The following is a 13,726-nucleotide window of genomic DNA, read 5'->3' on the forward strand; positions in this document are numbered from 1 at the left end:
GGAATCAGTGCAGGAGTGAATGTGGACGACTTTAACCAGCAACTTTCCCTGGTGGTGCTCAACAGCGAGCAGCTCGATGGCAGCCAGCAGGTGCAGTACCGCTTCGACGAGATGGGGGGCACCCTGGGGGCCTCCGAGCAGGACGACTGGCAACTGAGAGACAGGTTGGGGGCCGTCATGCCTGCTCACGCCCGCGTCGAGCTCAACGACGGTCGCTTTTGCCTGTGCGATCTGAGTGGCCAGACTTACATCAACGGTGCGACCTCGCCCATAGGGCGGGCCCGCAAGGTGCATCTCGAGCAGGGTGACGAACTGATCGTCGGCCCGTTCCGGATGCGGGCCTACCTGGGGGCCATCTCCCCCGAGCAGAGCCTGCAACAGGTACTGGGCAACCGCCCCTCCGAGCAGCTCGATGAGTGGCTAGCCAGCGATGAGCACGGCGCTCAGACCATGGCCGATCCGCACACCCAGGCCGTCGACCCCTTGTTGGCGCTGCAGCAGGAACGTGCGGCGCCGTCCCCGCTGGCGGACTCCCGCCTGCAGGCACCCCTGCGTTCACAACTGGATATGGATGCCGTATCCCTCGCCCCTTTTTCTGCTGTCGAGAACACCATGAACCAAGAATTTCTGGATATGCCCACCATAGAGAATCACCCCGACTATCACCCTCCGCTGGATGGGGTGGATCACGTGGCGCTGACCCCCTTGATGCGTGGCCTGGGTCAGTCCCTGCAACTGCAGGATACCCAGCAGGCCCACGACATGCTCGAAGAGATGGGCAAGACGGTGCGAGCTATGGTGGAAGGCTTGCTGAAGCTGCAAAGCGATCAGGCTGCGCTGGCGGACCGGCATTTGCGTCCCATTGAGGACAACCCGCTGCGGCTCGGGCTCGACTATGACGAGACCCTGGCGGTGATGTTCGCCGAGCAGAAGAGTCCGGTTCATCTGACGGCACCAGCGGCGGTGGCCGAGAGCCTGCGCAATGTGCGCATCCACCATGTCGCAAACCAGCAGGCCATAGGCGCGGCGCTCGACAGCATCCTGCAGGCGTTCTCGCCAGAGGCGCTGCTCGGGCGGTTCGAACACTACCGCCGTACCGGTGCACCGGGTGTGACCGACGAAGGGTGGGCCTGGAACATGTACCAGCACTACTACCGCGAGTTGACCTCTGCCCGTCAGCAAGGGTTCGACAAGCTGTTCCATCAGGTCTATGCCCAGGCATATGACCAGGCCGTGCGTCAGCAACAGGGACTGATTTGATGATACGTGCGCTGATGCTGGGGGCCTGTCTGCTGGCCCTGGCCGGGTGTACCACCATGGGCAAGATGGCCGATGTAGCCATGGATCCGGATATCCAGGTGGGCAGCAATGGCGACCAGCCCTCCACTCTGGGATTGAGCTTGTTGGCCGAGCCGGACGTCAATCCCAACGAGAGTGGGGAGGCGGCGCCCATCGAGTTTCAGGTGGTGGTGCTGGCCGAAGACTCCAAGCTGCTCGCCACCGACTATGACCAGGTGACGGCGGATGTGGAGAAGGCCCTTGGCAAGAACTACCTGGATCATCAGGACTACACACTGCTGCCAGGCCAGTTCAAGTATCTGCCGCCCATCAAGCTCGACGAGAAGACCCGCTACATCGGCGTGATTGCACGTTACGCCGATCCGGACAGCGCCGAGTGGCGCAAGGTCATCAAGGTCAAGAGCATGGGGCGAGCCTATCAAATCCTGGTTCATCTGCGTCTGGATGAAGTAGAACTGCAAAAAGAAGAAGAATAACCATGTCGAGTCGAAATCGGGTTATCTGGCGTGAGGGGCTCTTCATCAAGCCCCAGCACTTCCAGCAACAACAAAGACATTCAGAGTATGCGCTGCACGCTCGCCTGAGCGCGCTGTCCGACTATTTCTACGGCTTGCAGTCGCTCGCCATCAACGAAGATTACCTGGGGTTTGGCCGCATCGCCCTGGTGGGGGCCACCGGGATACTGCCGGACGGCACCGTTTTCAATATTCCCAATGACGACATGCTGCCGGCACCGCTGGAGATCACCGATGCCTCGGTCGCCAACCAGAAGGTCTATCTGGCGCTGCCGCTCTCGGTGAGCGGGGTCAACGAGGTCAATCAGGGCGGCCAGGTCGCCACCCGCCTGCAGGCCCATCGCCATGATGTGCGCGACTTGCACAGCGAGGGGGGCGATGTGGTCTCCCTGGAAGTGGGGCGGGTCAGCCTGCGGCTGATGCTGGAGCGGGAAGATCGCAGCGCCTATGCCTCGCTTGCCATCGCCCGCATTCTGGACAAGCGCCCCGACGGTGGTCTGGTGCTGGATCCCAATTTCATGCCCTGCAGCATCAGCGTCTCCGCCATCCCGACCCTCAAGCGCTTCCTTGGCGAATCGGCTGGTTTGGTGGCCGAGCGGGCTCGCAGTCTCTCCCAGCGCATCGCCGCGCCGGGTCAGCAGGGAGTCGCCGATGTGGCCGAGTTCATGATGCTGCAACTGCTCAACCGGGCCCAGCCCCAGTTGTCGCACCTCTCGCGTCTTGGCACCCTGCACCCGGAGCGGTTGCACGAGGCGCTGGTGCAGCTCTGTGGCGAACTGATGACCTTCACCGATGAATCCCGCCTGCCGCCCGAGTTCCCCGCCTATCGTCACGACGATCAGCAGGTGAGCTTCGAGCCGGTGATGTTGGCCCTGCGTCAGGCGCTGAGCACAGTGCTGTCGCCGCGCGCCGTCTCCATCCAGCTGCGCAAGCACCAGTACGGCGTCATGGTGGCCATGGTCAACGAGAGCGAGCTGATGCAAAGCGCCGACTTCGTGCTGGCGGTGCGTGCCCGCATGCCGCAAGAGCAGTTGCGCAAGCAGTTGCTGCAGCAGACCAAGGTGGCGTCGAGCGACAAGATACGCGAGCTCATCAGCCTGCAACTGCCCGGCATTCCGCTGCTGCCGCTGCCGGTGGCGCCGCGTCAGCTGCCCTATCACGCCGGTTACAGCTACTTCCAGCTCGACCGTCAGAGCCCTGCCTGGCAGATGCTGGCGGTCAGCAACACGCTCGCCTTCCACATCGCCGGCGATTTCCCCGAGCTCGACATGCAGCTCTGGGCCATTCGCAGCCAGTGATCGCATCAAGGAATAAGCAGAGATGACCACGGACATTATCAAGAACGAGCAACTCAGCGACCTGCTGTTCGATCATGCCGAGCAGCTGGACATGGATTCGGACTACTGGTTCCGCCTGCGTGGCCAGAGCATCAACCCGATGATCGATGCGGTGACCCCCTTGCTGGGGCTGGTGCAGCGAGTGCGCCTGCTGTCGCGCTACGACCGGGTGCCCGAGCTCTATCAGCGGGTGGTGACCGAGATCCAGGCCATCGAACAGGAGCTGATGGCCCAGGGCTACGAGAACGGCGTCGTCCTCTCGTTTCGCTACATCCTTTGCACCTTCATCGACGAGGCCGTGATGGGCCGCGACTGGGGCAGCCAGAGCGAGTGGTCTGAACACTCCTTGCTGACGCGCTTTCACAACGAGACCTGGGGCGGCGAGAAGGTGTTCGTGTTGCTCACCCGTCTGCAGGAAGATCCGGTGCGCTACCGCGACATCCTGGAGTTCATCTACCTGTGCCTGTGCCTCGGCTTTGAGGGACGCTACAAGGTGATGAGCAAGGGACAAGGCGAGTTTGAGCGCATCGTCAAACAGTTGCACAAGCAGCTTGCCCCCGAGGCGAGCGGTGAGGCTCCCAGCGTGTTTCACCTCGACCTCGGCCGTCAGGCTTCCCGCTACCAGCTGCGCAAGCAGATTTCACTGCGCAGCCTGTTCATGGGCGGGGCCCTGCTCCTGGCCATCATTTTTGGCCTCTATCACCATCAACTCAATAACCAGACCCAGGACGTACTGCGTCAACTGGGCGAATTATTAAAATAATTATTCTGAGGAGAGCACGCCTTGATTCGTATAGAGCTACCCGTACTGGTGGAAAGACTCAACCCCATCTGCCGTCACATGCTGGAGGAGGCTGCGGCCCTCTGCGTCAACCATCAGGGGGCCGAGATCCGCATCGAGCACCTGCTGCTCAAGATGCTGGAGACACCACTCAGTGATGTGCGCCAGATCCTGAAAATGGCCGAGGTGGAGGTCGAAGAACTCAGAACCCTGCTGCAACCCTCGGCGACGGATACTGGCTATGGCCAGGCTTATCCCTCCTTCTCGCCACTGCTGGTGGAGTGGCTGCAAGACAGCTGGCTGCTGGCCTCGGCCGAGCTGCAACACGCCCAGCTTCGCAGCGGCGTCATGCTGCTGGTGCTCTTGATGACTCCGCAGCGCTACCTGCCGGGGTCTGTGACCCGGCTCTTGGCCAACGTCAATCGCGAGCTGCTGCGCCAGCAGTTCGATGAGTGGGTCAAAGAGTCTGCCGAGACCCAAGTGACTGTTTCTGCAAACGGCACCTCGACCCAGGCCGCCCTGCCAGCCGATGCCAGCCTGCTGGCCCGCTTCACCGTCAACGTCACCGAACAGGCCCGTCAGGGCAGCCTGGATCCCGTACTCTGCCGGGATCACGAGATCGATCTGATGATCGACATCCTCTCCCGTCGTCGCAAGAACAACCCCATAGTCGTGGGGGAGGCGGGCGTCGGTAAAAGTGCCCTCATCGAGGGGCTGGCCCTGCGCATCGTGGCGGGTCAGGTGCCCGAGAAATTGCGCGAGGTGGAGCTGATGACGCTGGATCTTGGCGCCATGCAGGCGGGCGCCTCGGTCAAGGGGGAGTTCGAGAAACGCTTCAAGGGGGTGATGCAGGAGGTCAAGGATTCGGTGCGTCCTGTCATCCTCTTTATCGATGAGGCTCACACTCTGATCGGTGCCGGCAATCAGGCCGGTGGACTGGATGTCTCCAACCTCATCAAGCCGGCGCTGGCCCGGGGCGAGCTGCGCACCATAGCCGCCACCACCTGGGGCGAGTACAAGAAATACGTGGAAAAAGACGCGGCCCTGTCGCGCCGCTTCCAGCTGGTGAAGGTGGGTGAGCCCAATGCCGACGAAGCCACAGTGATACTGCGCGGCCTGCGCAGCATCTACGAGAAGGCCCACGGGGTGCTGATCGATGAAGAGGCGCTGCAAGCCGCCGCCCAGCTCTCTGCCCGTTACATCTCCGGCCGTCAGCTGCCGGACAAGGCGATCGACGTGCTCGACACCGCCTGTGCCCGGGTGGCCATCAACCTGACCACGCCGCCGCGCGCCGTCAGTCATTTGCAAAACGCGTTGCGCCAGCGCGAGCTGGAGATCCGCCAGCTGGAGCGCCAGAGCCTGATAGGTCTGGGTGACAATGACGAGCGCCTCGCCGAATTGCACGCCGCCCAGCAGGCCTGCCGTGACACCCTGCGTGAGCAGGAGGCCCAGTGGCAACAACAACAGGGGCTGGTGCATCAGATTGTCGAGCTGCGTGCCGCGTTGCTGGCCGATCAGCAGGATGAGATCTTGACCAGAGAGGCGCTGGATCTCGCCGATGCCCCCCTGGATCCGCAAGCGGCCGCCGAGAAGCTGGCCGGGCTTGAGCGCGAACTGGCCGACCTGCAACAGGGGGAGGTGCTGGTCTCGGCCCATGTCGACAAGACCCAGGTCGCGGCCGTGATCGCAGAGTGGACCGGGGTGCCGCTTAATCGCATCTCGCAAGGGGAGCTGGACGTGGTGACCCGGCTGCCGGAGTACCTGGGCGAGCTTATCAAGGGGCAGGATGTGGCCGTGGCCCACCTGCACAAGCACCTGCTGACCGCTCGCGCCGACTTGCGCCGTCCCGGCCGTCCGCTGGGTGCCTTCCTGCTGGTGGGGCCAAGCGGGGTCGGCAAGACCGAAACCGTGCTGCAAATTGCCGAGCTGATGTTTGGCGGGCGCCAGTATCTGACCACCATCAACATGTCCGAGTATCAGGAGAAGCACACCGTCTCCCGTCTTATCGGTTCGCCTCCTGGCTACGTCGGTTTCGGCGAAGGGGGCGTGCTGACCGAAGCCATTCGGCAGAAACCCTATTCTGTGGTGCTGCTGGACGAGGTGGAGAAGGCTCACCCTGACGTGCTCAACCTCTTTTATCAGGCGTTCGACAAGGGCGAGCTGGCCGACGGGGAAGGACGCATCATCGACTGCAAGAACGTGGTCTTCTTCCTCACCTCCAACCTCGGCTTCCAGACCATAGTCGATCATGCCGAGCAGCCAGACGTTCTGCTGGATGCGCTCTATCCCGAGCTTGCCGCCTTCTTCAAGCCGGCCCTGCTGGCACGGATGGAGGTGATCCCCTACCTGCCGCTGGGCCACGATACCCTGGTGCAGATTGTGGGTGGCAAACTCAACCGTCTGGTCAAGCTGCTCAAGGATCGCTTCGGCGCCGAGGTGGTGCTGGAAGAGGAGGTGGCCGAGGAGATACTGCGCCGTGCAAATCGTAGCGAGAACGGCGCCCGCATGCTGGAATCCGTCATCGACGGTGCCCTGCTGCCGCCGGTCTCCTTGCAACTGCTGCAGCGTCTCTCGGCCGGTGAGCCCATCAAGCGGGTGCGTTTCTCTGTGAGCGAGCGTCAGTTCGTGGCCGAGGTGGAGGGCTGAACATGGAACAAGCCCTCGCATTTGCCCTCGCCTTGACGCAGCAGCGCGATGAGCAGCACCTGTGCCACTGGTGGACCTCGACCCTCAATGCCAGCTTTCAGCCCAAGGGGATACTGCTAGGCATGCTGGACGTGAGCGGCCGCCAGCTCGAATGCACCGGCTGGGTCAAGGGGCAGAAGGTGGCGCTGGCGCTGGCGGTGGATGATTTTTCCCACCCACTCGCCTATGTGCTGCACAAGGCCCAGCCCCGCACCTGGGACTCCCTGCACGGCGGGGCCCGCATCGAGCACGCCGCGTTTCGTACCTTGCTGGCCAACCTGGGTCAGCAGTGCGGCCTGCACGCTTTTCCGCTCAATGATGGCAACGGCAAGCCGTTTGCCGTGCTGGCCATGATGGACAGCGGCAATGTGCTGCAAGAGTGGACACAGCGCCCCGAACTGGCCCAGTTGTCACAGGTGTTCTGCAATCAGCTCACCCTCATTCGCGATCTTGGGCGCAGTCGGCGGGATCAGGGGGTGCTGCGCGACTCTCTGCGGCAAATAAAGGGAGAGGGAGAGCGACTGCGTCAGCATGAGAAGCTGCTGGGCGATCAGCTGATTGGCCAGTCGGCGGTGATCCGCGGGCTGCGCGAGCAGATAAGCCTGGCGGGCCAGCACAAGCTGACCGTGCTCATTCAGGGGGAGACCGGCAGCGGCAAGGAGGTAGTCGCCCGGCTGGTGCACCAGTGCTCGGATCGCGCGGGCAAGCCGTTCGTCGCCATCAACTGCGCCGCCATTCCGGAAAACCTTATCGAGAGCGAGCTGTTCGGTTATCAGAAGGGGGCCTTCTCCGGCGCCCTTGCCAACAAGACAGGGCTGGTGGCCCAGGCCAATGGTGGCACCCTGTTTCTGGACGAGGTGGGCGACATGCCCGCCGCCATGCAGGCCAAGCTGCTGCGGGTGCTCGAAACCCGCAGTTACCGGCCGCTCGGGGCCGAGCAGGAGTGCCATTCCGATTTTCGCCTCATCGCCGCCACCCATCAGCCGCTCACCCGCCATGTGGAGGAGGGGCAGTTCCGGGCCGATCTCTATCACCGCCTCTGCCAGTGTCTGCTGCTCATCGCCCCCCTGCGGGAGCACATGGATGACATCCCCCTGTTGTGCCAGCACTTCATGGCCCAGTTTGCCGCCCAGGATGGCAAGACCCTGGCAGGGTTGCAGCGCAAGTTCTTGAAGCAGCTGCAAAGTTATGACTTCCCCGGCAATGTGCGCGAGCTGCGCAATCTGTTGGAGGTCGCCTGCGCCCACACCCGTCACGGGGAAGAGGTGGTGCTGGAGGCCTTGCCCCCCGAGCTTAAAGAGCGGGTTTGTGTCGAGTTGCCCGGTTCCATGGACGACTACAACCACATCCGGGATCTGCGCCGGGCCATGCAGCAGTACGAGGCCTCCGTCATCGAGGCGCGCCTGCGCTACTTCCAGGGCAACCGCATGCTGGTGGCCGAGAGCCTGAATATTCCCAAGCGCACCCTGGATCACAAGTGCCAGAAACTGGAGGTGAACTGATGAGCATCCTCGGCTTTTTGCCCTTGTTGCTGGCCACCAGCGGCGCCGTGGCCCCGCTGGATATGGCATCTTGGCAGGCGTGCCGCCGCGAGCCATCGCCGTTGATCCGGCTCGCCTGTTACGACGCCATCGGCAATGGCCTGACCCAGACGAGCGAGGGGGGGACTACCAAGTCTGCCGCCTGGCAGGCCATCTGGGCACAGGAGCAGGCCCGCACGCCGGACAGCCCTCCCTTCCTGTTGCAGCGCGATGAGGGCCATGGCAGCGAAACACTCACCCGTCCCGCGCTGCGTGGGGCGACCCTGGCCATAGGGTGCGTCGACAGCATCACCCACATCCGGCTGAGGCTGGACACCCCCTGGGCAGGGGAGACGGTGCAAGTTGAACTGGACGGCCAGCCTGGCAGCGGTGCCCAGAGCTGGTTTATCCGGGATCAGGGTCTGTTGCTCGAATATGGCCGCGGGCTGCCCGCCATCGAAGAGCTCAAGCGCTGGATTGGCCATCGCGAGCTGCAGGTACGGGCCGACAACGGCGCCCTGCTCCGGGTCGATCTCAGCGGCTTGAAAGAGGCACTGGCGCCGCTGCGCCAGCAGTGTCGCTGGTAGGGGGCGCCATGAGTTATCAACACCCCTGGTGTGCCCGGCTGCTCACCAGCTTGCCGGATGAACAGACGAGAGGCGCCGTGCTGGCCGACGAGCCGCGCTGGGATTATGTGGAGACCGAGCTGGTCAAGCTGGGATCGCTCGCCCACAGCCAGGTCGATCTCAATGCGGTGGCCGAGGCGTGCCTCGGCCTGCTGGAGAGCCGCACCAAGGACATGCGGGTGCTGGCCCAGCTGCTGCGCTGCCTGCAACATCCGGCCAAGGCGACCCCTCTGGGGGCTGCGCTCAGTTTGCTGGAAGCCTGGATCAAGGCTTATTGGCTGCTGGCGTGGCCCGGCAATGCCAGCCAGAAGCAGCGCTTGATGGTGCAGATCCTCAAGCGCTTCGAGGGGGCTTTGCCGCGTGTGAGTGAAAGTGCCTCTGCGGCCGAGCTGGTCCAGCTGCTGGCCCAGGCCGAGCAGCTTGAGGCTTGCTGGCTGGCCCAGTGTCCGGACAAGGGCGAGCTGCTCGATCCCTTGTTGATGGGGCTGAAGCGGGCACAGCGCCAGCAGGTGGCGCAAGCCCAGGCCGATGCCAAACCTGAGAACGGCGTGCCCGTGGCCACGGCGGCCAGCATGGCGGGATCCATGCTGCTCAGTGGCAGCGCCAAGGGATCTGGCATCGAGATCGACAGCTCCAATGACAGGGCCTGGCGACAGACCCAGCTCAAGGTGGCGGAGCTCTTGATCGAGCGCCAGCCGGAGGCGGCGGTGGGCTATCGCCTGCGCCGTCACGCCATCTGGGCCGGCATCACCACACCGCCCATGAGCGCCCAGGGCCATAAAACCCAGTTGGCCCCCATGTCGACGGACATGGTGGATGAGTACCGCGCCGCCCTGGCCACACTGGAGCGGGCCGCGCCGGATCTGGCGCTCTGGCAGCGCATCGAACAGAGCCTGACCCTGGCACCTTACTGGTTCGAAGGGCATCAGCTCTCGGCCGAGGTGGCGCAGAAGCTGGGATTTGCCGCCGTGGCTCAGGCCATAGCGCAGGAGCTCGACGGCTTCTTGCAGCGGCTGCCGGCCTTGCGGGATCTCACCTTCAGCGATGGCAGCCCGTTTCTGCCTCCCGAGTGCAGCCGCTGGTTGCAGCCCGCCAAGCTGGGTGGTGGGGGGGGCGATGGGGAGTCCAGCCTGGCCGAAGAGGTGGCCTTGCGTCATGGGGAGCAGGGGGTGGCCGCGGCCCTCACCCTGCTGGATGAAAGGATGACGCAGTTGAAAGAGCCAAGAGCCCGCTTCCATGCCCAGTTGGTGCAGGCGGAGCTGTTGGCGCAGGAAGGCATGGAGGCGCTTGCGCGCCAGCACTATCAACACTTGTGGCAAGAGGCGAGTCGCCTGGGGTTGTCGCACTGGGAGCCCGGGCTGGTCAGTCGCCTGGAAAGCCATGCGTCCCCATTGTCGAAATAAGTGCCGAAATGAGTCATTGAGTCGGAGTTGGATCACATTTTATGTTCAAAACCATCTTTACCTTTCTGCGGCAACAGCTGCCGAAACTGAAACCCTCCTGGCCCCTGCTCTGTGTGGTGCTCTGGGTCGTTGCCCTCATCCTGGTGTGGTGGCTGGGGCCCAGTGTCGAGATCCGTGGCGCCAAGCCGTTCGAGCCGCTGTGGGGGCGGGTAGTATTCACCCTGCTCTGGCTCTGGCTGATGCTGGGGATCCTCTCCTGGCGAGTGTGGCGCAAGATGCAGCAACTCAAGGCCGAGCGTCAGCATGAAACCGTGCTGGTGCAGGATCCGGTGAAAGGGCTCATCGACAAGCAGGCGTTGTTTCTCAATCGCTGGTTGCAGGCCCTTGGCGAACACCTGGGCAAGGGGGCGCTCTACGCCATGCCCTGGTATCTGGTGCTGGGTCTGCCCGGCAGCGGCAAGAGCAGCCTGATCCACAGAGCCAATCCGGCCAACAAGCTCAACCCCAGACTCGATACCGAACTGCGGGACGTGGCGCAGGATCAGCTGATCGATTGCTGGCTGGGGGAGCAGGCGGTGATGCTGGATCCCGCCGGTGAGCTATTGTCTCAATCCGAGCCGGAACTCGATCCGCTGGCGCGCAAGCATGAGCGGCTCTGGCTGCACCTGTTGAACTGGCTTTCCGAACACCGCCGCCGCCAGCCCCTCAACGGCCTGGTGCTGACCGTGGATCTGGCCTGGCTCTCCCATGCCAGCGTGGCCGAGCGCAAGGCCTATGCCCAGCTGATGCGCTCCCGCCTGCAGGAGGTGTCGGCCACCATGAACACCCGGTTGCCGCTCTATGTCACCTTCACCAAGCTCGACTTGCTGCGCGGTTTTGACGTGGTGTATGAGCAGCTCGACAAGGAGGCCCGCGAGGCCGTGCTGGGGGTGACCTTCAACCCGGGCGACAGCCAGGGCAAATCCTGGCAGCAGGAGCTGGCACTGTTCTGGGACCAGTGGGTGGACAACCTCAACCAGAATCTGCCCGAGCTGATGTTGGCCCGGCTCGATGCTGCCCAGCGCAACGCCCTCTTCTCGTTCGTACGTCAACTGGCGGGGCTGAAGGATTACGTGACCAGCCTGCTCGACGAAACCCTGGCCATCGAGGAGAGCAAGCCGCTGCTGGTGCGTGGCGTCTATATCAGCTCCGTCTATCAGCAGGGGGTGCCGTTCGATGCGTTTGCCCAGGCGGCGTCCCGTCGCTACAACCTGCCCGAGCCCATTTACTCGGCCCTGCGCGGAGAGTCCAACACCTATTTCGTGCGCAAGCTCTTCTCCACCATCATTTTCCCCGAGGCCCATCTGGCCGGGGAGAACCGGCTGCATACCCTCTATCGCCGTCGCCGCATGGCCATCGGTCTGAGCTGCCTGTCGCTCTTCTCGGCAGCCCTTATCGGTGGCTGGCACTACTTCTACCGGGTCAACGAAGAGGCGGGCCGCAACGTATTGACCAAGGCCCAGGCCTTCATGGAGACCAACGAGGTCGCTGATGAACATGCCTTCGGGGTGAGTCAGCTGCCGCGTCTGAACCTCATTCGCGAGGCAACCCTCTCCTTTGGCAACTACCGTGAACGCACCCCGCTGGTGGCCGATCTTGGCCTCTATCAGGGGGACGAGATCGGTCCCTATGTGGAAGGCTCCTATCTGCAACTGCTGAGCCTGCGCTTCCTGCCGGCCCAGATGCAGGGGCTGCTGGCGGATCTCGAGCAGGCACCGGCCGGCAGTGAGGAGAAGCTCTCCATACTGCGGGTGATGCGGATGCTGGACGATGCATCGGGTCGCAACAAGGAGTTGGTGGCGCAGTACATGGCCAGCCGCTGGCAGCAGGCCTTCCCGGGACAGGGGGCGGTGCAGGAGCAGCTGATGGGGCACCTGGATTACGCCCTTGACCACACCGACTGGCACGCTGCCCGGGCCGCCCGTGATCAAGCCGCCATCACCGCCTTCGTGCCGTTCAAGGAGCCTGTCTACGGCGCCCAACGCGAGCTTGGCAAGCTGCCCATGTATCAGCGGGTGTATCAAAACCTGGTGGTGAAGGCGAATGACGTGCTGCCGCCGGATCTCAACGTGCGCGACGAGGTGGGCCCCACCTTCGATACCGTGTTTGCCCTGCGCAGCGACAATGCCGGTCAGGTGCCGCGGCTGCTGACCTGGCCCGGTTTCAACGACTTTTTCCTCAAGCAGGACAAGGCGCTGATCGATCTCACGGCGATGGATGCCTGGGTGCTGGGCCAGCGCAAGCTGAGCCAGTTGAGCGAGGCCGATCGCAAGGAGATCGCCCGTCAGGTCAACGATCGCTATGTCACCGACTACGTCAACCAGTGGCAAAAATTGCTGACCAACCTGGATGTGCAGACCCTGGAGAGCCCCGAGCAGGCGCTCGACGTGCTTTCTGCCATCACCGGCAACGATCAGCCGTTCCAGCGGGTGCTGGCCTCTTTGGATGACAACACCCGCATTCGCAAGATCTCCGACGTGGAAGGGGATCCGGCACAGGCCATCACGGCCCGTATCGGGCGTCCCTTCATGGCCACCAACGCCGCCCTCGCCGGGCGTGGCGAGCAGGGGCCACTCATTCAGGAGGTCAACCAGAAGCTGGTGGAGCTGCAGCACTATCTGGAGCTCATCGTCAACGCCACCGAGCCTGGCCAGTCGGCCCTCAAGGCGGTGCAGCTGCGTCTGACCAACAAGTACGCCGATCCTGTGTTCGCCCTGCAGCAATATGCACGCAGCCTGCCGGCTCCGCTGGATCGCTGGGTGGGTCAGCTCTCCGAGCAGAGCTCGCGGCTGGTGATCGACTTGGCCATGTCCTCCCTCAATCAGGAGTGGCAGGACAAGGTGCTGGCGCCATTCAACAGCCAGCTGGCCGGTCGCTATCCGTTCGATCCGGGCTCAGCCAAGGACGTACCGCTCTCCGAGATGGAGCGCTTCTTTGCGCCGGGCGGCACCCTGGACAGCTTCTATCAGGTCAATCTCAAACCCATGGTGGAGAGCGGCCTGATGGAGGGCGAGTTCAGCTCGCCCATGCAGGCCGAGCTGGTCAAGCAGCTGGACAGAGCCGCCCGCATCCGCCAGATCTTCTTCAGCCAGCAGGGCAACCTGGAGGTGCAGTTCGCCCTCGAGCCCATCGAGCTTACCGCCAACAAGCGGCGCAGCGTGCTGAACCTGGATGGCCAGCTGCTGGAGTACGCCCATGGCCGTCGCACCAAGATCCCGCTGGTGTGGCCCAACACCATGCGTGACGGGGCCGAGAGCAAGATCACCCTGGTGCCGGCCGCCCGCGAGCGTTCGCCGCGCAGCGAAGGCTTTGTCGGCCCCTGGGCCATGTTCCGCCTGATGGACAAGGGGGAGCTGACCCAGGTCAATGAGGCCACCTTCGATGTGCGCTTCCCGGTGGATCAGGGGTCCATGACCTATCGCGTCTATACCGACAGCGCGCAGAATCCCTTCACCGGCGGACTGTTCAGCCAGTTCAGATTGCCTGAATCCCTCTATTGATCATGTCGGGGGGACATTGTG

At 63.4% G+C, this 13,726-nt stretch carries 9 protein-coding genes; all 9 read left to right on the forward strand.

Annotated elements, in window-relative coordinates; translation table 11 throughout:
* The first annotated feature begins 21 nt into the window (after positions 1 to 21).
* From tagH to tssM, 9 genes are read left to right on the forward strand one after another with little or no spacing between them, the layout of a single operon-like run.
* A complete protein-coding gene (gene tagH / locus BN1128_RS14105; RefSeq protein WP_042869814.1) occupies positions 22 to 1,260 on the forward strand; it encodes a type VI secretion system-associated FHA domain protein TagH in 1,239 nt (412 codons plus the stop codon).
* A complete protein-coding gene (tssJ, locus tag BN1128_RS14110; RefSeq protein ID WP_042869816.1) occupies positions 1,260 to 1,775 on the forward strand; it encodes a type VI secretion system lipoprotein TssJ in 516 nt (171 codons plus the stop codon). Before tagH ends, tssJ begins: the two co-directional genes overlap by 1 nt.
* A gap of 2 nt (positions 1,776 to 1,777) precedes the next feature.
* Entirely contained in the window at positions 1,778 to 3,112 is a 1,335-nt protein-coding gene (gene tssK / locus BN1128_RS14115) for a type VI secretion system baseplate subunit TssK (protein ID WP_042869818.1), read from the forward strand.
* A 22-nt stretch (positions 3,113 to 3,134) separates the two neighbouring features.
* On the forward strand, positions 3,135 to 3,914 hold the full coding sequence (icmH, locus tag BN1128_RS14120) for a type IVB secretion system protein IcmH/DotU (RefSeq protein ID WP_042869820.1): 780 nt from the start codon (positions 3,135 to 3,137) through the stop codon (positions 3,912 to 3,914).
* A 21-nt stretch (positions 3,915 to 3,935) separates the two neighbouring features.
* Positions 3,936 to 6,578: a type VI secretion system ATPase TssH gene (tssH, locus tag BN1128_RS14125; RefSeq protein WP_042869822.1), complete on the forward strand. Its 2,643-nt coding sequence runs from the start codon at positions 3,936 to 3,938 to the stop codon at positions 6,576 to 6,578.
* A 2-nt stretch (positions 6,579 to 6,580) separates the two neighbouring features.
* Positions 6,581 to 8,119 (forward strand): sigma-54 interaction domain-containing protein, encoded by a 1,539-nt coding sequence (locus tag BN1128_RS14130; protein WP_042869824.1) that lies wholly within the window; start codon positions 6,581 to 6,583, stop codon positions 8,117 to 8,119.
* Entirely contained in the window at positions 8,119 to 8,724 is a 606-nt protein-coding gene (gene vasI / locus BN1128_RS14135) for a type VI secretion system-associated protein VasI (protein WP_042869825.1), read from the forward strand. The genes BN1128_RS14130 and vasI overlap by 1 nt, the downstream gene beginning before the upstream one ends.
* Positions 8,725 to 8,732: 8 nt before the next feature.
* Positions 8,733 to 10,166, forward strand: coding sequence for a type VI secretion system protein TssA (gene tssA / locus BN1128_RS14140; RefSeq protein WP_042869890.1), 1,434 nt, complete (start codon positions 8,733 to 8,735; stop codon positions 10,164 to 10,166).
* Positions 10,167 to 10,207: 41 nt separating this feature from the next.
* The gene (tssM, locus tag BN1128_RS14145; protein ID WP_042869827.1) at positions 10,208 to 13,705 is read left to right on the forward strand and encodes a type VI secretion system membrane subunit TssM; all 3,498 of its coding nucleotides are present in this window, start codon (positions 10,208 to 10,210) and stop codon (positions 13,703 to 13,705) included.
* Positions 13,706 to 13,726 lie beyond the last annotated feature (21 nt).

Origin of the sequence: Aeromonas piscicola, assembly GCF_000820005.1 — a bacterium.
Classification (GTDB): domain Bacteria; phylum Pseudomonadota; class Gammaproteobacteria; order Enterobacterales; family Aeromonadaceae; genus Aeromonas; species Aeromonas piscicola.